Origin of the sequence: Bacillus sp. S2(2024) (assembly GCF_050474045.1) — a bacterium.
Taxonomy (GTDB): domain Bacteria; phylum Bacillota; class Bacilli; order Bacillales; family Bacillaceae_G; genus Bacillus_A; species Bacillus_A yunxiaonensis.
Genome location: NZ_JBFLUS010000003.1, coordinates 3524972 through 3548955 on the forward strand (window position 1 = coordinate 3524972; position 23984 = coordinate 3548955).

Here is a 23984-nt window from a genome sequence, read left to right on the forward strand (position 1 = left end):
CATATATATTTCATAATTTATAAGAGGAACATCCCACTCTATTCAGACAATTCATTCGCGGAATACAGTGAAGCTCCCAGCAATGGAGGTCTTACTGCCCACGAATAGCGATATAACAATCTCACCCCGTCTGAAGAGAATATATCCTATAAAACCAAGGAGGAATACTTAATGACTTATCCTCTTACTAATCCAACAACTTGTTGCCAAGTTGCTGTTGAACACACAGCGCAACTTGTCCCCCCAGCACTCGAAAATACTGTTACCTTCACGAAAACAGTTGAAGCAAATATTGAAAAGGTACTCCCAGAAAGAGTTGTTATTTACGGGGCCATCCATACAACTCTCACTTATACAGCTGTTTTAGAAGACGGAACTCTAGTGCCTGGTTTTCAAGTTGTAGACGATATCCCATTTCAAAGTGTCATTAACCGCGAAGATGCCAATGAAGGTGACATTTTTGAGGTGACTGGCGTGGCCATTTTTAGCGAAGTTTCTGCCCAAGAACAAAACTTTGGAGTTATAAATGGACAGCGGGCTGCGTTTACATTCAAAGAAAAAGAGATCGTCAAAGTTTGTGTTAAAAGATTAGCAATTACTAGTATAGACGTAGATCTTGGATTCAATTTGACAAGTGAAGATGATAACGCTTCTGCACCAGATCGTTTATTAGTCAATGGCATCGGATTTGCAGGAATACCAGTTTTTTTCACAGTGGATGGTTCAGCAACTGTTTCTCCAAACATGGTTCTTACAGAAAAAGACGGGTTCTTTAACACTACTGTCACTGCTTTAGGGCCTGGGGATATAACTCTTACAGCTTCAGGTACTGTAAATGGAGTTCCTTTTTCTCAAAAAGTAACAACGCTTTCACCATATGCATAAATGAAGCTTCTATTACTAACGATTACGGGATTCCCCTTTCCTATCGATTCAGTTATGAACAGGGACTCTCATCCATTTAACTGCCCCAAATGGTGGGGGAAATTACAAAAAAAACAATAAAAAGCAGCCACAAGGCTGCTTTTTTATTATTTACGTAACTCCGCACCAAATTTCTCTTCTACCGCTGCTAATACACGGCTATGTGCTTCTGTTACTTCTTCATCTGTTAATGTACGTTCTGGGTCGAAGTAGTTCATAGAGAATGCAAGTGATTTCTTGCCTTCTTCCATTTTTTCGCCTTCGTATAAGTCGAATAATGTTACTTCTTTTAGAAGCTCTCCGCCTGCTTCAGCAATTGTTTGCTTCATTTCGCCAGCTTTTACTTCTTTCGCTACTACAACAGCCATATCACGTGTCATAGATGGGAAGCGCGGGATTGTTGTGTAGTACGTTTCTTCTGCCTCTGCCGTGAATACTTTCGCAAGAGATAATTCGAATACGTACGTTTCTTTTACATCTAATTGTTTTTGTGCTTCTGGGTGTAATTGGCCGATAAAACCAATATTTTCGCCGTCTAGTACAATATTAGCTGTACGTCCTGGATGCATGCCTTCACGTTTTGCTGGTACATATGTGATGCTCTTCGCAACGCCAAGTATGTCAAATAAGCCTTCTAATACACCTTTCATAACGAAGAAGTCAACAACCTTCTTCTCTCCTTGCCATTGATGATGAAGAGCTAGCCCTGTCATAACACCAGCAAGATGTTGCTCTTCTTTCGGAAGTTCACCTTCTACTGTTGGTAAAAATACAGAACCTACTTCGTATAACGCAACGTTATCTACTTTACGAGCATTGTTATAAGCTACCGCTTCTAATAATTGTGGTACTAAGCTTAAACGAAGCTGACTGCGCTCTTCACTCATTGGAAGTGCAAGGTTCACAGGTGTCTTTTCGTTTGGCTCAACCATATATTGTTTTGCTTTTTCAGCACTTGTTAATGAATACGTAATCGCTTCATATAACCCAGCGCCTTCTAAATAACGGCGTACTTTACGGCGCTTTGTTTGCGCCGCTGTTAATTTACCGCGCGTGATTGTACCAGTTGGTAATGTTGAAGGAATATGGTCGTATCCATATAAGCGACCTACTTCTTCTACTAAATCCTCTGGAATTGTAATATCAGGACGACGTGCTGGTACGTTCACATGGAATGTTCCTTCCACTTCTGTGAATGGGAACTTTAAGTTTGTAAAGATTGTGCTCACTTGATCAGCAGAAATGTCTGTACCTAATACACGATTAATTTTTTCAACTGTAACAGATACTGTACGCTCTTCTACTTGTAAGTTATCAACTTCTACAACGCCTTCTAACGCTTCGCCGCCAGCATATTTTGCCATTAATGCCGCTGCGTGTTGAATCGCTTCGAATGTACGTGTTGGATCGATGCCTTTTTCAAAACGAGCACTTGATTCGCTGCGAAGACCTAAGTCTTTTGATGTGCGGCGTACTGTTTGACCTGCGAAATATGCAGACTCGATTAACACGTTTACTGTATCGTTATCTACTTCAGAGTTTGCTCCGCCCATTACTCCGGCAATGGCTAATGCTTTTGTACCGTTTGTAATAACAAGGTGATGAGCTTGTAATGTACGCTCTTGATCGTCTAATGTTGTCATTTTCTCGCCTTCCCCAGCAAGACGAACAACGATTTCTTTTGATCCTAATTTATCGTAGTCAAACGCATGTAACGGTTGACCGTATTCAATTAAGATATAGTTTGTAATATCAACTACGTTGCTAATTGGACGAATGCCAGCTGCCATTAGGCGCGTTTGCATCCAGATTGGTGATGGACCAACTTTTACGTTTTTCACCATTTTTGCAATGTATAATGGGTTTTGTTCTGTTGCTTCTACACTTACAGAAATGTAATCAGATGTTTTCTCTGCTGCTTCTTGTAGGTCTGCTGCTGGAAGTTTCACTTCACGACCGTAAATTGCTGCTACTTCGTATGCAACACCTAACATGTTTAAGCAATCTGCGCGGTTCGGTGTTAAACCTAGTTCAAGTACTTCATCATGTAGGTTTAAGATTTCTAATGCATCTGCGCCAACTTCTGCATCACTTGGGAAGATGAAAATACCTTCTGCATAATCTTTTGCAACTAATTTCCCGTCAATGCCAAGCTCTTGTAAAGAACAAACCATACCGTGAGAAGCTTCGCCGCGTAGTTTTGCCTTTTTAATTTTGAAGTTGCCAGGAAGAACAGCGCCAACTTTTGCAACTGGTACTTTTAAACCTTTTGCAATGTTAGGAGCTCCGCAAATAATTTGAACTGGCTCTTCTTCACCGATATCGATTAAGCATTTGCTTAACTTATCAGCTTCCGGGTGTTTTTCGCACTCTAATACGTGACCAACTACAACACCTTTTACGCCTTTATTTAATACTTCAACGCCTTCTACTTCGATACCGCTTTTCGTAATTTTATCAGCTAATTCTTGTGCTGTTACATCTTTAATATCTACATACTCTTGTAACCAACGATATGATACGAACATTCTTTATCTCTCCTTCCCTTACGCTCGTTTGAATTGTTGTAAGAAACGTACATCGTTTGTATAGAAATGACGAATGTCATCAATGCCGTACTTTAACATCGCAATACGCTCTGCACCCATACCGAATGCGAACCCTTGATATTCTTTTGAATCATAGCCAGCCATTTCAAGAACGTTTGGATGAACCATACCTGCACCTAAAATTTCAATCCAGCCCGTTCCTTTACATGTGCCGCAACCTTTTCCATGACACATCATACAAGAAATATCCATTTCAACAGATGGCTCTGTGAATGGGAAGAAACTTGGACGAAGGCGAATTTCACGGTCTTCACCAAACATTTTCTTCGCAAATGCTTGTAATGTACCTTTTAAATCGCTCATACGAATGTTTCTGTCAATTACAAGACCTTCAATTTGCATGAACTGATGAGAGTGCGTCGCATCATCATCATCACGGCGATATACTTTACCAGGGCAAATGATTTTAATTGGGCCTTTTTCTGTATTCTTTTCCATCGTTCTTGCTTGTACAGAAGATGTATGTGTACGAAGCAACATTTCTTCTGTAATGTAGAAAGAATCTTGCATATCGCGTGCTGGGTGATCTTTCGGTAAGTTTAACGCTTCGAAGTTGTAATGGTCTTTTTCTACTTCTGGACCTTCAGCAACTTCATAACCCATACCGATGAATAAATCTTCAATTTGCTCAACAACTGCTGTTAACGGATGGTGAGAGCCTGTATTTACAGGGCGGCCTGGTAATGTTACATCAATTGTTTCAGATGATAATTTTGCTTCAATTACCGCTTTTTCTAAATGATTAATTTTTTCTTCTAAACGTGTTTGAATTGCTTCACGCACTTCATTTACTAACGCTCCCATACGTGGACGCTCTTCTGGAGATAATTTCCCCATGCCGCGCAGTACTTCTGTAATCGGACCTTTTTTTCCTAAATACGCTACGCGTACATCGTTTAAGCCCTTTAGCTCTTTCGCTTTTTCAATCAGCTCTAACGCTTCTTGCTTTAGCTCTTTTAAACGTGCTTCCATTTGGAACCCTCCTAATTTTAAAAATAAAAAAACCTCGCTCCCTAAAAAGGGACGAGGTAAATTCGCGGTACCACCCTAAATTGACAGAACAAGTCTGCCCACTCAATTCGTTATAACGGCTTTTTAAGCCGGAACGCCTTTACATTTACATGGTCCTGGCGTCAACTCCAGAGGTGAATTCACTTACGTCTACCATGAGAATACTTTCAGTCTACGGAATTCTCTCCCTATATGGCGATTTTGTAAGTTACTCTTCTCTATCAACGTTTTTAACTATTTTACTTCCATCTATTATAAGAAGTTTTTTATCGATTCGCAACCGGAGTTTGTAAATAATACGTTAAAATCCCTGCTGCAACCGCAACATTTAATGATTCTGCTCCTCCGTAAATCGGGATGTATAAGTTTTGATCACATTTAGTAAGAATCTCTTGGCGTACACCATTTCCTTCGTTCCCTACAATTAATGCGAAACTTCCCGCTGGTGTTACTTCACCGTACGGAACCCCGTTTTCAAGAGCTGTTCCGTATACAGGAACGTTCTTTTGTTTTAATTTGTCTACCCATTCTTCTAAGCTTCCTTTTACAATCGGTAAATGGAATACAGAGCCTTGTGTAGAACGCAGTACTTTACTGTTATAAATATCAACGCATCCTTCTCCAAGCACAACGGCATGAATACCAGCTGCATCTGCTGTACGAATAATTGTTCCTAAGTTACCTGGATCTTGCAGCCCGTCAAGTAATAGGAACTTTCCATCTGTCAAAGTTACTTCTTTTTCTTGCTTTTCACAAACCGCAAATACGCCTTGTGTTTTTTCTGTTTCACGAAGTACCTTTACAATTGCTTCAGGCACAATATACATTTCGACATCAGCAACCGTCCAATCTTTCGGAAGATCTGTTTGATCTGAAACGATAAGTTCTGTTACAACTCCTGCCTTTAAAGCTTCCTCCACCAAATGGAATCCTTCTACAAAGAATAAACCTTTTTTATCGCGCTCTTTTTTCGTTTGCAGCTTTTTCCACTGCTTTACGCGCGGATTTTGTACTGAATCAATGTTTTTCATAATATGTATTTCCCTCTCTTCTTGTCTTCTCATTATAGCCTATTTTTCATACATATTTACATAAAAAAGAACAAAAACTAATGTCAGTTTCCATTCCTAAAAAGAGGTGAAAGTGATGAACTTTAATTTACGCGGTGCTGTATTAGCGAACGTATCAGGAAATACGCAAGACCAGTTACAAGAAACAATCGTCGATGCGATTCAAAGCGGGGAAGAAAAAATGCTTCCAGGACTTGGCGTTTTATTTGAAGTCATTTGGAAAAATGCTGATGAAAATGAAAAGCATGAGATGTTAACGACGTTGGAGCAAGGCTTAAAAAAATAAAGAACTTCTTCCTGACCTATCCTTGACTCTTAAGGTAAAGAAATTTTTCTTTACAAAAATAACGGAGTAAGAATGATAAAAATCACCTCAGCATTTGCTGAGGTGATTTCTATTTTGATTATGGAATTTCAAATGATTACATAGTATGTAACTATGGAACATTTTAAGCTCTTTACCCAAAGACAAGATTGACATTTTAATGCCCCGTCTTTAATGATATTCATGAAAATAGCTGTTGATCATTTCAATAGTCGCAGCAACAGCGTTTAATAGGCTTAATTGTTGATATCCTCCATAACTCCATTGAATAACGGGCTTAAAATGGTATTTATAATCGCGTTCATCCGAACAACAAATGTTTTAACGGTTTTCATAACGACACCAACCGAATGAAATTGAAAGCAATGATTCCGAAATGATTATCGCTCAGTATTGCTCCTCAAAAAAGAAAAATGCATTATATAAAAAAGCCTTGCGGAGAAAACCGAAGGCTAATTCATATACCTATACACTTATTAATTTATTTATGCTTGAGTATCGGAAATAGATGGAATATCCGGAATATTTGGGACGAAGGTGCGAATAGACTGAAGAAGGTTGTTTGCAATATTTTGTTGTTGAGCCGTTAGTGTACCACCACCAGTAAATACTGTAATACAGACTGGGCAAACTTCAATATGAATTCCCAATAGGTTAATAGCAAGTCCACCAGGTACGCTTACAGTGAGAATAGATGTTGAACCTGCAGGAGGAGTGCAGGTTTGACAGTTAGTTAAAAGAGCCATAAAATCAATTCCTTTCTTTATAAGGTTACTTATATATATGACCGAACATAGCTCTGCGAAATAGACATTTGGACAACTTTTGATTATTTTGTTAAAATATTTCAAAAATTATGCATAATTTCTGTGTTAGTAAGATTTTTGATACCTTGCTTTATATCAGTCAGAATTCATAATTTTTTATCTCTTCTATCAATCATAACGACATGGCCTTCTTCATCAAATACTAGAACTATCCACGAATAGCGGAATAAAAATTACCTTAGCAAATGCGAGGCCACTGAAAAAGTGAAAGCTATGCTATTCCATATGATAAATAACACACTAGCGTTTTTATTATAAAAAGAGATATCGTGTGCAATCCACTTATGTTTACAGACATAAGTAGGATCCACACAATCCAATAACTAGCATTAAACATGTAGAGATTACTTTATGTTCACTTGTTGTAATAGGGATATTTTTCTATGAAATGAAGTAATTTAGTTATTCTCTTGAAAAGGGATCAGAACATAAAAATTTTTTCTATTCCATCATTAATTACTTTACTAACATAACAATAATGTAGTAAAATGTTCAAAATATATTTATAACTATTGTTTTCTCTATAATACACTGCACTGAATGAAAGGAGTGAATGTTTTATGCGCCGTGTTACACTTGAACAAATTTTTCAGCATCCCATCACCCAAAAATATGTAAACCGTTCTGGAATGGTTCATGCGATTGCTGTCGCTTACCACGCGTTCCACTTAGCCAAAAAGCATCACGCCTCAGTCGATGCGGCAACAAAGGCTGGTTTTCTTCATGATATCGGACATCACACATGGTATCGCAATGGGAAATGGGACTATGAATTGTATAAAGAGAATGATATACATGCTATTAAAGGAGCGGAAAGAGCTCATAAATTGCTAATCCGATTAGGAGAACACCCTAATCAAGCAAAGGAAATTTCTGTTGCCATTCTCCTTCACACTGATTCTTTTCTACTAGAGCAAACACTTGAAAGAACGTCTCTGCAAAATATTATTAAATGGGCAGACGAAGCAGATGAAGAACCAGGAGGAACACATCACTATCGAACCATCTCTTATGAAAAAGCACTGCAAGCGATCAAACGATTAGACCAAATCGTAGATCGCGAATTACAAACACATACACCATCCTCTTTGCATATTTCTGCAAATGAAGGAAAAGGGCAGACAAAACTTGTAAAGCATTAACATATACACAAAAGACGCTTGTTCATCTACTAAAGGGCAGTAAGATCCTCACTAATAAAGCGAGGCTCTTACTGCCCTTTAATGTGGGAGAAACAAATTCACAAAACCCAATGACAAATAATAGGTTTCAACAGATAATAAGAATAACATCCTTTTTTATCGGAAAATTGGCAAGAAAACTCCATCTTCAAAACGTGTAGGGCATAGCCCAGTTTAAGGTGGAGATGAATTGCCATCGCATTTGTAAAAATATATTCGCAGTATTGCGAATATACGTTCTTTTTGACTGTTTTGTAGTATCATGAAGGAAAGAAGGAGGTGAACATGATGACAAAAGAAAAAGAATATGCAACCTATCAAATTTGGATTAAGAAAGGTCATAAGTTATACTCTTACTTCCTAGAGATGTGTCAAAACGCAAAAAATCTCTACAATACAACAAACTTCTACATTCGCCAAGTATATACAGCCTTACGCACTGAGAAACCATTACAGCCACTTCAACAAGAAGTTCTTCATACATTACAAGCACATATTGAAATCATGAATGAAAATCAACTTCATGCGTATCAAAAACGCGTACAAAAACAGAAAGAAAAACCTTTAAAGGAACGGAAAGAAATCAAATGTAACTTATTTACATTACCGACAAAAGAGAAATCGTTTCTATCCTATAACTTTCTAGATTGTTTGTTTAAAACAATGAAACAACAAGATTATATGAATTTACCAGCGCAAACGAATCAAGCGGTCATGAAAAAACTCTATCAAAACTGGAAATCATTCTTCGCTTCCATCAAGGCATACCAAAAACATCCTTCCACTTTTACTGGCAGGCCTCGCATTCCCAAATATATGAAATCATCTATGAAAGAAATTGTTTTCTCGAATCAAGTATGTAAGCTCCAAGATAAATACATTCGTTTTCCAAAAACAAGCATAAAATTAAATATCGGTAAATTGTTCGAATATATCGAAAATATAAAAGAGGTACGTGTTTCTCCTGCTCACGGGAAGTTTAAAGTTGAAATTGTGACAGAACAATCTGAGCCAGCACCTGAGCATGTGGATAACCATCGCTATATGAGTATCGATTTAGGGATTGATAACATTGCAACTATCATAACGAATACAGGGGCTACTCCTGTGTTAGTAAAGGGCAATGTGCTCAAAAGCATTAACCAATACTATAACAAGCAAAAGGCTTATTTAACGGGTATTCTTCGTCATGGAAAAGAACCAAAAGAAGGACCACACACATCAAAGCGTTTAGAGAGGCTTCATGAGAAACGATTTCTCAAAATAAAAGATTTCTTCCACAAAATGAGTTATCATATTGTCAATTTCGCAGTTCAACATGAGATCTCTATGATTGTGATTGGGAAAAATACATCTTGGAAACAAAACAGTGAAATGGGAAAAAGACAGAATCAATCCTTTTGCCATATCCCGCATAATCTACTCATTGAAATGATTACCTATAAAGCAAAACGAAAAGGCATTATTGTACAAGTCGTGGAAGAATCGTATACAAGTAAAGCATCCTTTCTAGACAATGATGTGATCCCCACTTACGGTGAGGAAGACATTCCTGTATTCAGTGGAAAACGGATCACACGTGGCTTGTATCGCACGAAAGAAAACAAATTACTAAACGCAGATGTGAATGGTTCCTATAACATCTTAAAAAAAGCAGTTCCAAAGGCGTTTGCCGATGGAATAGAGGGGTTGTGCCATCAGGCAGCTGTGTCAACTCCACTTGTGTTAAGCATCTCTTGAAGGTGATACACGAGAAACCCCCACTTCAAGATCTGAAGGAGATAAGTGGCGGGAGTTTTCATGAAAGGAGTTATATCTTTGTATATAAATATCGATAAGCTGGTGAGCTTTTTAATCATTTGGTGTATACCAACATTTTCAGTTGTGAAAACGTACGAAAAAATGAATAAAGAGGAACGAAAAAAAGTGATAATTACCTTTAAATCTACCCAATTCATTTTCACGACTGGCTTTATGCTAATGGGACTTTTTCTGTTAAGTTTAGGCCGGCTGCTATCACTGACCGTTCTTCAAGGAATTGGTGGCATTCTCTTAGTAATAGGCGGGAGCGTATGTGCTGTTCAAGTGTGGCATAAAGAGAAAGTAAAGAGCATCATTGTACTTATTGTCGTTTTATTTGCTATTACGCTATTCTTTATTTGAAACAGTTCAAACACACAAAAAAGCAGAGATTATCTCTCTGCTTTTTTGTTCGCCTTATTTCCTGGTTGTAAGAAAAACGATAAGACTAAGGCAACGGCTGTTAAGAGCGTCGCAATCCAAAACGCATCATTAATTCCGTTAATAACGGACAACTTCGAAACTTGCCCAAATAGCATTTGCGAACTTAACGCGCTTCCTGCCTGAGCTGACCCAGTCAATGCGGCAACACTTTGCCCCATTTGAGCTAATTTGTCTACAATAATTGGGTTCGTTGTTGTAATTGCATTTGCATAGTCTGCCATATGATTTGTCGTTTGCTGCGTCATAATTGTAATTAAGAGCGCAGTCCCGATTGAACCAGCAACTTGCCTTGATGTATTTTGCGTTGCCGTTCCATGAGAAATGAGTCTCATTGGTAGAGCATTCATCCCCGCTGTCATGATTGGCATCATGATAAAGGACATTCCAAACGAACGAATAATATAATCTCTCATAATTTCAAAATAAGGTGTGTCTAATGTTAAATGTGTAAATTGATATGTTGCGTATGTTGTAAGAATTAATCCAAAAATTGCAAGCGGACGAATCCCGTATTTATCAAATAATTTCCCGGCAAATGGCCCCATCATTCCCATGATTAAAGATCCTGGCAGAAGGAGTAATCCGGAATCAATCGGTGTAAATCCACGAATGTTTTGTAAATATACAGGAAGCAATATCATCCCGCCATATAATGCCATCGTAACAATTACATTGATTAAAAGTGTCGAAGTAAATGCAGAATAGCTGAATACACGAAGGTCCAACATTTTATTGTCAGCCGTTAACTGTCTCCATACAAATAAACTTATTCCAATGACACCAATTACAATTGCAATGATAACTTCCGCACTGCTCCAACCGTTATTTCCCGCTTCACTAAACCCATATAGTAAACTTCCAAGTCCGATACTAGAAGCGATCACACCAAACGTATCTAGCATTGCCTTTGATACAGGCTGTTTCAGTGTAAAATATTTTAGTGCTAATGCGGTAATGAGTAAACCAATAATAAACATCGCATAGAACATAACATTCCATGTATAGTTTTGAATAACCCACCCTGTAATTGTTGGTCCAACGGCAGGCCCTAAAATCATCGCAATACCAAGTAGTCCCATCGCTGCCCCGCGTTTATGCGGTGGGAAGATTGTCATAAAAATATTCATTCCGACAGGCATTAAAATACCAGCACCAACAGCTTGAATGACACGTCCTGTCATCATCATCGTAAAGCTTCCAGATAGCGCACAAATAAGCGAACCTACTGTAAAGAACAGCATAGCCGATAGAAATAAGTTTCGATACGTAAATCGAGAAACTAAAAATGCACTAATCGGTACTAATACCCCGTTCACAAGCATAAAACCCGTTGTAAGCCACTGCGCTGTAGATGTTGATACATTAAATTCATTCATTAAAGCTGGCAAAGCAACGTTAATTAATGTTTGATTCAAAATCGAAACGAACATCCCGAAAACAAGAACACTCAAGACTGCTTTTACGTTAAAATCAGGAAGCATCGTTTGAGAACGAGAAGATTTCTGTTCTGTACCTTCTGCTTTTTGTTCTTGGACTGGTTCTTCTTGTTTTACAATTGTTTCTTCTACAATTGTTTGTTCTCCAGTGCTTTCTTCAGTAGTTTCTAATGTTTCTTGTTTTTCAATTGTTTTTCTTACAATTGCTTGTTCTCCAGTTCTTTCTTCAGTAGTTTCTGATATTTCTTGTTTTATTACTGCCTCTTTTGTATCTTTAAAAACTGCTTGAACTGGTTCTTCTTGCCCTTTTTCTTTTTTCCTAAAGACACGATTTACAACGATGAACACGCCAATACATAAAAGAGCGTATCCTGCAATAAAAATCGAGGACATATTTCATTCCCCCTTACTTATGAATTCGAACTGTGACATTCATGCCCGGGACAATATTTAATGATTTATTATGGTCTAGTGAGATTTTAACCGGAATAACTTGTGTTACTTTCGTATAGTTTGCTGTTGCATTGCTAGATGGCAGCATAGAGAATGTATTTGCTGTTGTTAAACCAATTTGCTCTACTTTTCCTGTTAATGTTGTAGAAGGATATGCATCTACATATACATCTACATCTTGCCCTTTTTGAACATCGTCGATATCTGTTTCTTTAATGTTTGCTGTTACCCATAAGTCACTCATATTATACGCATATGCAAGCGGTGTTCCCGGCGCAATGTAAGAATCTTGCGTTGCATTAGATTGAACAAGCGTTGCATTTGTCGGAACTGTAACATCTACTTCTTGCGCTGTTCCGCCAGCGTTACTCGTTACAGAACCTACTTTATCGCCAGCACTATAACTTTTTCCTACTTCAGCTGTCCAGTTTGTTAATTTTCCAGCAACTGGAGATGCAATTGGTACAACTTTTCCATCAATTTTTGCATTGTCCGTTTTTAAATAATTTGTTGATTGGTTGTAATAATAATAGCCAGCAAATCCGCCGCCAACTAACACAATCAATGTAATAATATTGATGATAACCATTCTTCGTAATTGACTCATTGTGTTCTCTCCTTATTTTTAATTTTAGATTGTTTTCTAACAAGCCCTTTTTTTAGTTAATAATATTGAACATTCATATTATTAAGGACTAATCAAAAAAACAACTCTTTCTCAAGCACAAAATACTCTCCTTATTTTGTGCTAAGAAAAAGAATATCGTTTATAATTATAAATAATTCAGCTTGAGTGACAACCGACAATTTATTTCGATATGTTGTTTTTCCAACAGTCCTTCATATATATGTTGAAAAAGTATGAAAAACAAAGCAAGGAGAACGAAAATGTCTATTAAAAATTCAAATGACCCACGCGTAAAACGAACGAGGCAAGCGATACGTGATGCTCTTATATCTTTAATACATGAAAAAGGTTTCAATAGTATTACGGTTCAAGATATTGCTGAAAAAGCAAACGTAAACCGAGCAACCTTCTATAGTCATTATCACGACAAATATGATTTGTTAGACAAGAGCATTGAGGAAATGTTAACAGCATTAGCAGATATTCTCAAGTCGAAGAAATTAGATAAGAAGGAGTTTGAACTTACCTTTGATACTCCCCATCCTATCTTTTTATCTTTGTTTAGCCATATTGCTGAACATGCTTTCTTTTATCAAGTGATGCTCGGAGATAATGGGATTCCGAAGTTTTCCTTGCAAATGATGAAAGCCATTCAAGCGAATCTGCTTATCGCCCTTTCTCTTTCACAACCAAATGAAGAAGAATTGATTGTGCCTCGTGATATTCTCGCTAGTTATATTACAGGTGCACATTTAGGTATGATTCTTTCTTGGCTAAGACAAAATATGCCGTATACACCTCATTATATGGCCTTGCAGCTATCTCGTTTAATCATTTTAGGTCCGTATACAGCCGCTGGATTAGAACCACCATTTAAATGAAAAAGAGCGAAAGGAATGTCCTTTCGCTCTTTCTTATATCAATCAAATGTAATGTTATGTACGGCCTCAGCATCAAGACGTTTCACAACTTCTACAATTAACTTCACTGTGTTTTCATAGTCATCACGATGTAACATTGCAGCATGAGAATGAATATAGCGAGTTGCAATTGTAATTGCCATTGCTGGAATACCATCCACAGAAACATGAATTGCACCTGCATCTGTTCCGCCGCCTGGAAGTGCATCGTATTGATACGGAATGTTTAATTCATCTGCTACACCAACAACAAAGTCACGAAGACCTTTATGTCCAACGATAGATGCATCATATAAAATAATTTGCGGGCCATCACCCATTTTACCTTGTGCTTCTTTTTCACTTATACCTGGTGTATCACCAGCAATACCAACATCGACTGCAAATGCGATATCAGGTTGAATATAATTTGCAGATGTTTTCGCTCCGCGAAGACCTACTTCTTCTTGTACAGTTCCAACACCGTATACGATATTTGGATGTTTTTCATCTTTTAATTGTTTTAGGACATCAATTGCGATTGCACAGCCAATGCGGTTGTCCCATGCTTTCGCAAGTAACATTTTCTCATTTTTCATCACTTGGAATTCAAAATATGGTACAACTTGATCTCCTGGACGTACGCCCCACTCCATTGCCTCTTCTTTACTAGAAGCACCAATATCAATAAACATATCTTTAATATCCACTGGTTTTTTACGAGCTTCTACTGGTAAAACGTGAGGTGGTTTTGAACCAATGACACCCGTTACATCACCTTTGCTCGTAACAATAGTTACACGCTGTGCTAACATAACTTGTGACCACCAGCCGCCAACTGTTTGGAAACGTAAGAAACCTTTATCAGTAATTTGCGTAATCATAAAACCAACTTCATCTAAGTGACCCGCTACCATAATTTTCGGGCCGTTACCGTCACCGATTTTTTTCGCAACTAAGCTTCCTAAATTATCTGTTGATACTTCATCAGCAAACGATGCAATATATTTTTTCATTACTTCACGAGGCTCACGTTCATTTCCTGCAATCCCGCGTGCATCCGTTAGTTCTTTTAACATTGTCAATGTCGCATCTAATTTTGTCATTGGACAATGACCTCCTTTTTCTTCATCCCTTCAATTATACAAGAGGGGAAAAGAATGTTCAAAAAATTTCATCAATACCCTTCTGTTTGACGCTGATGATTCACTTCGTTTTTATCCAAATATGCTTTCTCAATCTCTTCTTGATCAAAATCAAGTGCTTGTCCTAGGCGAAGATAGCTCGTAAACAATTCGATATAATTTGTAATAGACGGCTGTTCGTTAAAACGGATTGCTTTTGCATATGCATCTAAGAAAATTTCTACCTGCGTTTTATTTGTTATTGCACACTTATAAAACAAGAAATTTTTATCAACGCCTAAGTCAATCCCGATAGATAAAATAAAATGTAAGCCATCTACATATTCTTCTAGTACAATCTCACGCTCAGATGCTGGCTTATTGCTCCAATATTTAAAGCAGCGTGTTTCATTGGCAAGTTCACCAATTTCTACAAGAAGCGCTAGCATTTTTTCTTTTAATAGCTTTTTCGGCTCTAAATTATGTTCTCTCGCAATACGGTCATCTAACTCTTTTTGTAATTTAAATAGTTGTAGTAAATCCAAAACGTACTCCTCCTTCAATATCAAATAAACATTATCCGATATTGTTCCATTCTAATGGTAAATATAAGAAAATAAGCAAGTCATATTCTTACATTATAACAGTGTCAGTTTCACGTGGAAAGACAAGATTGTCTGAAGTCAAGCTCCTCCTTACGCCATCATTCTTCCATATATAAGCGAGGTTATGACTATACATCTAAATAAAGATAAAAAGTCAGAGCCCCCCCCTCCCACTTTTTATCTTTATTCTTCTATATTATTGTGCCTTTTATGCTTGTTTTGTCATATATAGCATAACACGTCCATTCATCTTTTTTCCATTTCAGCAAAAAGAGTGTTAGTTTATGAAAAATAAAAAAATCCTTAGGAACAATGTCCTAAGGATTTATTATCATTACTTGTTTAAAGCAGTTTTAGCAGCTGTTGCTAATTCAGCGAAAGCTTTTTCGTCATGAACAGCTAGGTCAGCAAGCATTTTGCGGTTTACTTCGATACCAGCAAGCTTAAGACCATTCATTAAACGGCTGTAAGAAAGACCGTTCATACGAGCAGCTGCGTTAATACGAGTGATCCATAATTTACGGAAGTCACGTTTCTTTTGACGACGGTCACGGAATGCATACATTAAAGATTTCATTACTTGTTGGTTAGCAACTTTGTATAATGTATGTTTAGAACCGTAGTAACCTTTTGCTAATTTAATAATTTTTTTACGACGTTTACGAGTAACCGTACCACCTTTTACTCTTGGCATATTATTTCCCTCCTAGATATCTATCTGAACAAAATATTAATTACATGTTGTCAAGCATTTGACGAATACGTTTGAAGTCACCAGCGCTTACTACACCAGCTTTACGTAATTTACGTTTAGCTTTTGTAGATTTGTTAGCGAATAAGTGGCTTGTGTAAGCGTGAGAACGCTTTAGTTTACCAGATCCTGTTTTTTTGAAACGCTTTGCAGCGCCGCGGTGAGTTTTCTGTTTAGGCATAGTGATTTCCTCCTCTATTTATTACTTATCATTTTTCGGTGCTAAAACTAAGAACATACTACGTCCTTCCATTTTTGGCTTAGATTCAATTGTACTAACTTCAGCACAAGCTTCAGAGAAGCGATCTAAAACACGTTGACCGATTTCTTTATGAGTAATAGCACGACCTTTAAAGCGAATAGACGCTTTAACTTTGTCGCCTTTCTCCAAGAATTTAATAGCATTGCGAAGTTTTGTGTTAAAGTCATGTTCATCGATTGTTGGACTTAAACGAACTTCTTTCATGCTAATGATTTTTTGATTTTTGCGCTGCTCTTTTTCTTTCTTTTGTTGCTCAAAGCGGAATTTTCCGTAGTCCATAATACGGCATACTGGTGGTTTCGCATTTGGAGCAACTAATACTAGATCAAGATTTACGTTTGCAGCCATATCTAATGCTTCTTGACGAGACTTAATTCCAAGTTGATCACCATTTGCACCAACTAAACGTACTTCACGTGCACGAATTTGCTCGTTAATCATCATGTCCTTGCTAATAGTAAGCCACCTCCAAGGTTTTATGGGAATACGTTTTGGGAAGGCAGAACCCAAACAAAAAAGTGCGGGCATATGACACCCACACTTGTAATATCTTAAGTAAGAAATACATTTACCTGGCAACTGCTTTCGCGTCAATCAGGTGAGAAGCGGGTGCTTCTACTTGTTCCACAAATCCGTATTCTATTATCCTTGATGATTTTATCATAGGACGTGATGCGTGTCAAGAAGTCGAGCTTCTTAAGTAGCAACAAAAAATATTGTAACAAACAAAACGAATACATGCAACATTTTTTTATACAAAGCGAACTTTGGTTCTTATTACCAAACAAAAACATACAAAAAAGCCGCGGACGAACCGCGACTTTTTTTATCGTTTTCCTTCAGCTTTAATTAGGTCAACGAATGCATCTAACGAGATTGTTTCTGATTTTTGTTCACCGTATTTACGTACGTTCACACCAGTTTCAGCAACTTCATTGTCACCTACTACAAGCATATACGGGATTTTTTGCATTTGTGCCTCACGGATTTTGTAACCGATTTTTTCATCACGAGTATCCACTTCAACGCGAATACCAACACGTTGTAATTCTTCTTGTACTTTCTTCGCATAGTCTAAATGTACTTGCGGAGAAACTGGAATTACTTGTACTTGAACTGGTGCTAACCAAGTTGGGAATGCACCTTTATATTCTTCAATTAAGAAGGCAACAAAGCGTTCCATAGTTGATACAACACCGCGGTGGATGACAACTGGACGATGATGCTTACCGTCTTCACCGATGTAAGTTAACTCAAAGCGTTCTGGAAGTAAGAAGTCTAATTGTACAGTTGAAAGTGTTTCGTCTTTTCCAAGCGCAGTACGAACTTGCACATCAAGTTTCGGACCATAGAACGCTGCTTCACCTTCAGCTTCATAGTACTCAAGACCCATTTCATCCATAGCTTCTTTTAACATGCCTTGTGCTCTTTCCCACATTTCATCGTCATCATAATACTTTTTAGTATCCTCTGGATCACGATAAGATAAGCGGAATGAATAATTTTCTAAACCGAAGTCTTTGTATACTTCTAAAGTTAAGTTTACAACGCGTTTTAATTCTTCTTTAATTTGGTCTGGACGAACGAAAATGTGCGCATCATTTAAAGTCATCCCGCGTACACGTTGTAATCCAGATAGTGCACCAGACATTTCATAACGGTGCATTGTTCCAAGCTCCGCAATACGGATTGGTAATTCACGATAGCTGTGGATATCGTTTTTATATACCATCATATGGTGAGGGCAGTTCATTGGACGAAGTACTAATTCTTCATTATCCATTTCCATTGATGGGAACATGCCATCTCGGTAGTGATTCCAGTGACCAGAAGTTTCATAAAGTTCTCGGCTTCCTAGTACCGGAGTATATACGTGGTCATAGCCTAAGCTTGCCTCTTTATCAACAATGTAACGCTCGATAATACGGCGGATTGTTGCACCTTTTGGTAACCAAAGTGGTAAACCTTGTCCTACTTTTTGGCTATTTGTAAATAGTTTTAACTCTTTACCTAATTTACGGTGATCGCGTTCTTTCGCTTCTTCAAGAAGACGTAAATGCTCGTCTAATTCTGCTTTTTTTACAAATGCAGTACCGTAAATACGTTGTAGCATTTTATTATTGCTATCGCCGCGCCAGTAAGCACCTGCTACGCTTAGCAATTTGAATACTTTAATCTTTCCTGTAGATGGAAGGTGAACACCACGGCAAAGATCGAAGAATTCGCCTTGTTCATAAATTGAGATAACCGCATCTTCTGGAAGATCGTTAATTAGTTCTAATTTCAGCTCATCGCCGATTTCTTCATAGCGATGAAGTGCTTCAGCACGTGGTACTTCATGACGAACGATTTCTAAGTTCTCATTCACAATCTTTTGCATTTCTTTTTCAATTTTTGGGAAGTCCTCAACTGTAATTGCTTCTTCCATATCGATATCGTAGTAGAAGCCGTTTTCGATTACTGGACCAATTCCTAGCTTCACATCTTTATATAAACGCTTTAATGCTTGTGCTAATAGGTGGGCTGTTGAATGGCGTAAAATGTACAAACCATCTTCAGAATCTAATGTAACAATAGAAATTGCACCATCTTGCTCAATCGGTGTACGTAAGTCTACCATTTCCTCATTTAATTTCCCTGCAATCGCTTTTTTCTTTAAGCCAGGGCTAATAGAAGCAGCAATGTCTTCTGTTGTTGTTCCTTTTGGAAACTCTTTCACAGCTCCGTCTGGGAATGTAATTTTTACTACATCTGCCATCTTTGGTCACTCCTTTTTCATAGTCAAAATAAAAAACACCCGTCCCTATAAAAAGGGACGAGTGTTGAATTCGTGGTTCCACCCTTGTTTCAGCTAACGCATTGTTAACTGCTCAAGTTCATTATAACGGCATTTACCGTCAGCAATTACTAGAATTTCGTTCACTGCTGAAGTTCAGAGGTGGTAAGTAATAATCTCGTATTAAGAAGCTCACAGCCTAAGGCTTCCCTCTCTGAGAATCGTAGATAATCACTCATGTCCTCATCGTAACATTTCAATGTATTTTCATGTATGTACGTAATTATATGCTCAAAAATTTAGAAAATCAAGGGCGTTCCCTTTATTTTTATAATTTTTCACATTCTTTTCAAATTCATGAAGCGCATATAGTTGCACCCTCTCTTGAAACACGTTTTGAATTGTCACGATCATATTATGATCTTGCTCTTTCGTATATAGATAAATTTTTTTAGGCGAGATCGAAAGAAGCGGTGCCATAATATTCGGATCAATGTACAAGTCTTTTTGAGAGAGTAATTCTTCTTCTATATACTGAACAAGTTTATCTTGTTTTAAACGAGCCCCCTTTTCATCATAAAAAATAAAACTTTCATCAAACACAAGATGCAAGGATGACAAACGCGACTTTCGGCTGCTTACTTGCTGCCGGAGCGTTTCCACAAACATCTGATACTCTTGTTCTAACTTATATTCATCTATCGCCATTTCTGCAGTGCGATATAAAAATTCTTTGTACTTTCTCAAGCGGAAACGAATGTATGCTCCAAACGAAAAAGACATCATATCATGCATCCATCCCCGCAAGGAAGAAACCACCAACTCTTTTCCTCTTCGTTTAGAAGGTGCATCTGTTAGCCCTTTACGTTTTCCATTTAAAATAGAATGAGCCATATGTAAAATTTGAATTCGTTCTTCTCGCTCTTCATAGTAAAAATTCTCTTTTAAAATACCACTTATCCATTCATCTTGTTTTGTATTTATAATATATTGAACAAGTACTGGGATAACCACTCCATCAATGTAGCATGATTCTTGTATTGGTATATGAACAATCACTATTTGTTCGTACAAATAAATGTTTATTTCTGCATATATATCATCTGTCTGTTTTTTCAGCTCTTTATATATGGCAATAGCATCATTTTTTTCTTCGAAGCAAATTTCAATCACTTTTGTCCCCCCTTTTATAATTCTTGCTATTTCCATATATATTAAGGGGATGTACAAAAAATGATACAAGCGTAAAGTAATTTATCATTCAAAGTAATACTTTATTATATTTCCTTCAAAAAAATAAAGAGCAAGCTCATCGCTTGCTCTTTACGTATGCCGACGGTTTTTCCCACCAATAGGAATCGGCTTTGCTAAATATTTAATACGCTCCATAATACGGGCTGCTTTCATTTCTTCTGCTTCTCCGCGCTGCGTATATGTTAGATGATGTTCTAACTCTTTAAAATCAAAATTTGATGTAAAGAACGTCGGTAAATTTTCCAGCATGCGAAATTGTAAGATAGCACCGAGGACATCATCACGTACAAAGCTGGACATTGCTTCTGCCCCAATATCATCTAACATTAAGACTTGTACACGCTTCACAGCATCAATCTTTTCACCTATCGTGTTATCTTGCAGTGAACTTTTAATTTCCCGTAAAAATTCTGGTAAGTATACAATCATTGAACTTACCTTTTTTAAGGCTAATTCATTTGCAATCGCTCCTAAGAGATACGTTTTTCCTACACCAAATTTACCGTAGAGATATAAACCCTGTACTTTTTTCCCTGGTTCATACGCACTTAAAAATCCATTTGCTGCATCAATCGCATCAATACGCGCATCTAAATCCGATGGGTCTAAATTTTCCATAGAAGCCTTCAAAATATCACTTGGCATATAGACACTCTGCACTAATTTTTCATATTTCTTTCTCTCATCATAAGCTACTTTTCTCACACAACGATCATACTGAATATCAATCATCTTACCTTGAATAATCAATTTTGGCTCATATCCTTGAATCATATTTTTACATGATTCTAAGTTCGGACAATCTGTGCATCCAACACTTTGCCCAATATATTCATACAGTTTCACAAGACTTCGTTCTATCATAGAAGTCGTTACTTCCCCTTTATGTTCTTCCACAAATTCTTTCACACGGGGATGTGCCATAACTTCTGCTTTTAACACTTCATATCTATTTTTAAAATTTTCGTTTTGCATCAATTTTGCAAATGAATTTTGAATATGCTCCATTTTTTCACCTCAAAGAGCGTTCATTCTCCTCTACTAATCACGCTTATATTTTTTTAGTACTTCTTCCAGTCTCTTTCGTTCTTCTTCTAACTTGCTTGGATTTTCTTTTGAACTTGCACGATCTTCCGATTGTTCTTTAGATTCTTCTTCCGCTTCTTCCTTAAGCCAATCCGGCACCATTTCTTTCCGTACTAGCTTCTTCGATGTACGGCCTTTTTTCTTCGTCTCAGCCCATTCTTGATATTGGCGATTCTCTTCTTTGGCTAAAGCCATCGCTTCTGACACTGTGCCTACCTTCTTCCTTGCCCAGTGTCCTGCAATCTTCTCAACATATGTTTTAGCAAGTTTCATATCAGAGCGCAGCATCACATAATAAATAAGCACATTTACAACGCCTGGTGTGAGCTTCTGATTCAACATCACTTCTTCAATAATTTGCAAATCAGCTTTCGTCGGCTCAGCCCCGCCTGAAATTTCTTTTAATAACTCTCTTGGCGAAATTTCTTCTAACTGCTTAATGAGCATTTCTTCTTGTGTTGTCGGTTCTTTTTCTTTCATCGTCCGCGCATGCAATGGCTGCGTTCGTTCACTAAACACCGGGAGTGCTTGCCCATTCTCAAATTGATACCAATCACGCGCACCTTTTCGCAGTCGTTCCATATCAATTGTATGATGTTCCGTAACAGCACCAAGAACAACATTTTGCATGGATAGCGGATCAATTCCGTATACGTATGCTAATGTCATCACACATTCGCGCATCTGTTCTGTAATGGCTTTACGCGGAACGAGCGCTGATAATCCTTCTACAAATAATGAAAAATCAAAGAAATCATTCCAAAGTTGAGGTGCATTACCCTGCACTCTGCTCGGCATCACAGTTGCATTTGGTATAAGCAATTCTTCCTTGGCATACTCAACTTGTCCTGGATTAAACGAACCAAACACATCATTAAAGGATCGTGTCATATTTTCGTAAGAAGCGAAGTCAAATTCTTCTTCTAAAAAATATTGCTTTACTTGATTGTATTTTGCCTTGCTTAAACGATTATATAAAAAAATACTTAATACAATATCATCAAAAAATTGCTTCGGCATGAGCGGTGGCTGCAACTCATAAATAAACATGCGAATATCTTTTTCTTTTTTCATATACACATTTAAAAGCCCAATTGCCTCTAATTTCATACGTTCTTCATAAATATCCGGGAGCTGCATTTGCATCGTTACCATAATAGAATGGTGTGTATTTTCTCTTCCAAATAAACGATCCTGCTCTAATTCGCCCCACAATGTCATATATAAACTAAAAGCTTTACTACCGATTAGCGGTTGATATAACATCGTAAGCACTTTACGGTCATAATTACTGAGCAGTCCTCTTGCGCTTACTTTATAACGGTCAATTGGCAGTAACTCCATCCATGACTGTCTTTCCATCCTTGCAAATCCTTTCTGTTATCCATTCTTATCATAAAGTGAAACTTCCATCAGTGGGAAGGCTTCATCCCCCACTGATGGTTAGTTGAACCAATCGGGCTTTTACGGACAGTTATCCCCTACCTCTCTTCTTCGCTTTTCTCCGAATCTTAAGGTGGGGGTCTTACTGTCCGTTAATGCGGGATAAAGTGAAACTTCCCACAGCGGGGACGTTTTTTTCATCCCCACTGCGGGAAAGCTCTCACCAATCGGGCGGATGCCAACAGTTATCCTCCACCTCTCTTCTGTAGAAAAGCGGAAGCGGCTTGCTCAGAATCGCAGGACGCCCGCGCCCAAGGCAGAGAGGCGCTTTTTGCCTCGTCCGAGGGGGCGAAACGACTGGAAATTCTAGCCGCTAGAGCTGGACAACGCTTTTCTCAGAATTTCGAGGTGAAGATCTTACGGCCCGCGAATAGCGGGATACATGTGATTTATACTAATTATTAGTGAAAAAAGAGCTAATAGCTTACGCTTCTAGCTCTTTTATTTTCGTTCTTTTTGAAGTATATCTTTTAACTCTTCAATAAATACGTTCAAATCTTTAAATTGTCGATAAACAGATGCAAAACGTACATATGCAACATCATCAATATCACGAAGCTCTTCCATGACCATTTCACCAATCATATCGCTTTTTACTTCTGACATTCCTGAGTTACGCAATTCACGTTCTACATGTTGCGTAATTTCTTCTAATTGTTTTAAAGATACAGGTCGTTTTTCACACGCTTTAATTAAACCGCGCAAAATTTTCTCTTTGTTAAACTCTTCTCGCATTCCTTCTTTCTTTACAACAATTAGCGGCGGCTCCTCAACACGTTCAAATGTTGTAAAGCGATTGAGGCAACTTTCGCACTCTCTTCTCCTGCGAATTGATCGCCCTTCATCAACTGGACGCGAATCCAATACTCTCGTACCATTGTGAAAACAGGATGGACAACGCAATCCATTCACTCCTTTACAATTTAATTTTATCTTAACAAAATCAAAACATTATAAACAAGAATTTTTTCTTCTATATTATACAGCCTTAATCAAATATACTTATGTACGTTATTCTTTTTGGTCTTTCTAACAATTAATTTACCCTTGTATAAAGTGAAACTTCCAGCAGTGTG

General features: G+C 37.6%; 21 protein-coding genes, 1 pseudogene and 3 other annotated features. Of the genes and pseudogenes, 6 read left to right on the forward strand and 16 right to left on the reverse strand.

Going from position 1 to position 23984, the window contains the following annotated elements; genetic code table 11:
• The first annotated feature begins 171 nt into the window (after window positions 1-171).
• Window positions 172-885: a hypothetical protein gene (locus AB1284_RS17875; RefSeq protein WP_429753646.1), complete on the forward strand. Its 714-nt coding sequence runs from the start codon at window positions 172-174 to the stop codon at window positions 883-885.
• A 146-nt stretch (window positions 886-1031) separates the two neighbouring features.
• On the opposite strand, the gene pheT is transcribed toward AB1284_RS17875, so the two are convergent.
• The 3 genes from pheT to AB1284_RS17890 all read right to left on the reverse strand — a co-directional run bounded on the left by pheT (window position 1032) and on the right by AB1284_RS17890 (window position 5608).
• A complete protein-coding gene (gene pheT / locus AB1284_RS17880; protein ID WP_429753645.1) occupies window positions 1032-3452 on the reverse strand; it encodes a phenylalanine--tRNA ligase subunit beta in 2421 nt (806 codons plus the stop codon).
• Between the two features lie 18 nt (window positions 3453-3470).
• Window positions 3471-4505 (reverse strand): phenylalanine--tRNA ligase subunit alpha, encoded by a 1035-nt coding sequence (pheS, locus tag AB1284_RS17885; protein ID WP_429753644.1) that lies wholly within the window; start codon window positions 4503-4505, stop codon window positions 3471-3473.
• A gap of 44 nt (window positions 4506-4549) precedes the next feature.
• Window positions 4550-4778, reverse strand: a binding site (T-box leader).
• 32 nt (window positions 4779-4810) lie between these two features.
• The gene (locus AB1284_RS17890; protein ID WP_429753643.1) at window positions 4811-5608 is read right to left on the reverse strand and encodes a TrmH family RNA methyltransferase; all 798 of its coding nucleotides are present in this window, start codon (window positions 5606-5608) and stop codon (window positions 4811-4813) included.
• Between the two features lie 82 nt (window positions 5609-5690).
• Between AB1284_RS17890 and sspI the strand changes: the two genes are divergently transcribed.
• Window positions 5691-5900 carry a small acid-soluble spore protein SspI gene (gene sspI, locus AB1284_RS17895; RefSeq protein WP_429753642.1) on the forward strand — a complete coding sequence of 70 codons (210 nt, stop codon included), beginning with the start codon at window positions 5691-5693 and terminating at the stop codon, window positions 5898-5900.
• Window positions 5901-6424: 524 nt separating this feature from the next.
• On the opposite strand, the gene AB1284_RS17900 is transcribed toward sspI, so the two are convergent.
• Entirely contained in the window at window positions 6425-6685 is a 261-nt protein-coding gene (locus AB1284_RS17900; protein ID WP_429753641.1) for a hypothetical protein, read from the reverse strand.
• Window positions 6686-7326: 641 nt separating this feature from the next.
• On the opposite strand from AB1284_RS17900, the gene AB1284_RS17905 reads away from it, so the two are divergent.
• From AB1284_RS17905 to AB1284_RS17915, 3 genes are all read left to right on the forward strand, one after another.
• Window positions 7327-7908 (forward strand): HD domain-containing protein, encoded by a 582-nt coding sequence (locus AB1284_RS17905; protein WP_429753640.1) that lies wholly within the window; start codon window positions 7327-7329, stop codon window positions 7906-7908.
• Window positions 7909-8235: 327 nt separating this feature from the next.
• Complete coding sequence (locus AB1284_RS17910; protein WP_429753639.1) at window positions 8236-9687, forward strand: RNA-guided endonuclease InsQ/TnpB family protein; 1452 nt, start codon at window positions 8236-8238, stop codon at window positions 9685-9687.
• Window positions 9688-9765: 78 nt separating this feature from the next.
• On the forward strand, window positions 9766-10110 hold the full coding sequence (locus tag AB1284_RS17915; protein WP_429753638.1) for a hypothetical protein: 345 nt from the start codon (window positions 9766-9768) through the stop codon (window positions 10108-10110).
• A 29-nt stretch (window positions 10111-10139) separates the two neighbouring features.
• On the opposite strand, the pseudogene AB1284_RS17920 reads toward AB1284_RS17915, so the two are convergent.
• Together AB1284_RS17920 and AB1284_RS17925 are read right to left on the reverse strand one after the other, a co-directional pair.
• Window positions 10140-11741: pseudogene (locus AB1284_RS17920) on the reverse strand (DHA2 family efflux MFS transporter permease subunit); the annotation flags it as partial.
• Between the two features lie 292 nt (window positions 11742-12033).
• Window positions 12034-12687: an HlyD family secretion protein gene (locus AB1284_RS17925; protein ID WP_429753637.1), complete on the reverse strand. Its 654-nt coding sequence runs from the start codon at window positions 12685-12687 to the stop codon at window positions 12034-12036.
• Between the two features lie 281 nt (window positions 12688-12968).
• On the opposite strand from AB1284_RS17925, the gene AB1284_RS17930 reads away from it, so the two are divergent.
• A complete protein-coding gene (locus AB1284_RS17930) occupies window positions 12969-13589 on the forward strand; it encodes a TetR/AcrR family transcriptional regulator (RefSeq protein ID WP_429753636.1) in 621 nt (206 codons plus the stop codon).
• Between the two features lie 38 nt (window positions 13590-13627).
• On the opposite strand, the gene AB1284_RS17935 is transcribed toward AB1284_RS17930, so the two are convergent.
• The 10 genes from AB1284_RS17935 to nrdR form a co-directional block, all read right to left on the reverse strand.
• Window positions 13628-14713 (reverse strand): M42 family metallopeptidase, encoded by a 1086-nt coding sequence (locus tag AB1284_RS17935; protein WP_429753635.1) that lies wholly within the window; start codon window positions 14711-14713, stop codon window positions 13628-13630.
• Between the two features lie 71 nt (window positions 14714-14784).
• Window positions 14785-15276 carry a dUTP diphosphatase gene (locus tag AB1284_RS17940; RefSeq protein WP_429753634.1) on the reverse strand — a complete coding sequence of 164 codons (492 nt, stop codon included), beginning with the start codon at window positions 15274-15276 and terminating at the stop codon, window positions 14785-14787.
• A gap of 394 nt (window positions 15277-15670) precedes the next feature.
• Window positions 15671-16030 (reverse strand): 50S ribosomal protein L20, encoded by a 360-nt coding sequence (gene rplT, locus AB1284_RS17945; protein WP_429753633.1) that lies wholly within the window; start codon window positions 16028-16030, stop codon window positions 15671-15673.
• Between the two features lie 40 nt (window positions 16031-16070).
• A complete protein-coding gene (gene rpmI, locus AB1284_RS17950; RefSeq protein ID WP_020060080.1) occupies window positions 16071-16268 on the reverse strand; it encodes a 50S ribosomal protein L35 in 198 nt (65 codons plus the stop codon).
• A 21-nt stretch (window positions 16269-16289) separates the two neighbouring features.
• Window positions 16290-16793 (reverse strand): translation initiation factor IF-3, encoded by a 504-nt coding sequence (infC, locus tag AB1284_RS17955; protein WP_020060081.1) that lies wholly within the window; start codon window positions 16791-16793, stop codon window positions 16290-16292.
• A 62-nt stretch (window positions 16794-16855) separates the two neighbouring features.
• Window positions 16856-16976: a sequence feature (ribosomal protein L20 leader region), on the reverse strand.
• Between the two features lie 199 nt (window positions 16977-17175).
• Window positions 17176-19107 carry a threonine--tRNA ligase gene (gene thrS, locus AB1284_RS17960; protein WP_429753632.1) on the reverse strand — a complete coding sequence of 644 codons (1932 nt, stop codon included), beginning with the start codon at window positions 19105-19107 and terminating at the stop codon, window positions 17176-17178.
• 50 nt (window positions 19108-19157) lie between these two features.
• Window positions 19158-19384 (reverse strand) — a binding site (T-box leader).
• Between the two features lie 32 nt (window positions 19385-19416).
• Window positions 19417-20298: a putative sporulation protein YtxC gene (ytxC, locus tag AB1284_RS17965; RefSeq protein WP_429753631.1), complete on the reverse strand. Its 882-nt coding sequence runs from the start codon at window positions 20296-20298 to the stop codon at window positions 19417-19419.
• A 150-nt stretch (window positions 20299-20448) separates the two neighbouring features.
• Window positions 20449-21387 carry a primosomal protein DnaI gene (gene dnaI / locus AB1284_RS17970; RefSeq protein ID WP_429753630.1) on the reverse strand — a complete coding sequence of 313 codons (939 nt, stop codon included), beginning with the start codon at window positions 21385-21387 and terminating at the stop codon, window positions 20449-20451.
• 33 nt (window positions 21388-21420) lie between these two features.
• Window positions 21421-22827 (reverse strand): replication initiation and membrane attachment family protein, encoded by a 1407-nt coding sequence (locus AB1284_RS17975; RefSeq protein WP_429753629.1) that lies wholly within the window; start codon window positions 22825-22827, stop codon window positions 21421-21423.
• A gap of 522 nt (window positions 22828-23349) precedes the next feature.
• Complete coding sequence (gene nrdR, locus AB1284_RS17980; protein WP_336481913.1) at window positions 23350-23811, reverse strand: transcriptional regulator NrdR; 462 nt, start codon at window positions 23809-23811, stop codon at window positions 23350-23352.
• Window positions 23812-23984 lie beyond the last annotated feature (173 nt).

What these genes read in the sequence shown, in the direction of transcription:
- dnaI (WP_429753630.1), bottom strand. Translation starts at nt 21,387, where the DNA reads ATGGAGCATATTCAAAATTCATTTGCAAAATTGATGCAAAACGAAAAT.
- infC (WP_020060081.1), bottom strand. Translation starts at nt 16,793, where the DNA reads ATGATGATTAACGAGCAAATTCGTGCACGTGAAGTACGTTTAGTTGGT.
- AB1284_RS17930 (WP_429753636.1), top strand. Translation starts at nt 12,969, where the DNA reads ATGTCTATTAAAAATTCAAATGACCCACGCGTAAAACGAACGAGGCAA.
- thrS (WP_429753632.1), bottom strand. Translation starts at nt 19,107, where the DNA reads ATGGCAGATGTAGTAAAAATTACATTCCCAGACGGAGCTGTGAAAGAG.
- AB1284_RS17900 (WP_429753641.1), bottom strand. Translation starts at nt 6,685, where the DNA reads ATGGCTCTTTTAACTAACTGTCAAACCTGCACTCCTCCTGCAGGTTCA.
- sspI (WP_429753642.1), top strand. Translation starts at nt 5,691, where the DNA reads ATGAACTTTAATTTACGCGGTGCTGTATTAGCGAACGTATCAGGAAAT.
- rpmI (WP_020060080.1), bottom strand. Translation starts at nt 16,268, where the DNA reads ATGCCTAAACAGAAAACTCACCGCGGCGCTGCAAAGCGTTTCAAAAAA.
- AB1284_RS17875 (WP_429753646.1), top strand. Translation starts at nt 172, where the DNA reads ATGACTTATCCTCTTACTAATCCAACAACTTGTTGCCAAGTTGCTGTT.
- AB1284_RS17890 (WP_429753643.1), bottom strand. Translation starts at nt 5,608, where the DNA reads ATGAGAAGACAAGAAGAGAGGGAAATACATATTATGAAAAACATTGAT.
- pheT (WP_429753645.1), bottom strand. Translation starts at nt 3,452, where the DNA reads ATGTTCGTATCATATCGTTGGTTACAAGAGTATGTAGATATTAAAGAT.
- AB1284_RS17935 (WP_429753635.1), bottom strand. Translation starts at nt 14,713, where the DNA reads ATGACAAAATTAGATGCGACATTGACAATGTTAAAAGAACTAACGGAT.
- AB1284_RS17905 (WP_429753640.1), top strand. Translation starts at nt 7,327, where the DNA reads ATGCGCCGTGTTACACTTGAACAAATTTTTCAGCATCCCATCACCCAA.
- AB1284_RS17925 (WP_429753637.1), bottom strand. Translation starts at nt 12,687, where the DNA reads ATGAGTCAATTACGAAGAATGGTTATCATCAATATTATTACATTGATT.
- rplT (WP_429753633.1), bottom strand. Translation starts at nt 16,030, where the DNA reads ATGCCAAGAGTAAAAGGTGGTACGGTTACTCGTAAACGTCGTAAAAAA.
- AB1284_RS17910 (WP_429753639.1), top strand. Translation starts at nt 8,236, where the DNA reads ATGACAAAAGAAAAAGAATATGCAACCTATCAAATTTGGATTAAGAAA.
- pheS (WP_429753644.1), bottom strand. Translation starts at nt 4,505, where the DNA reads ATGGAAGCACGTTTAAAAGAGCTAAAGCAAGAAGCGTTAGAGCTGATT.
- AB1284_RS17975 (WP_429753629.1), bottom strand. Translation starts at nt 22,827, where the DNA reads ATGGAAAGACAGTCATGGATGGAGTTACTGCCAATTGACCGTTATAAA.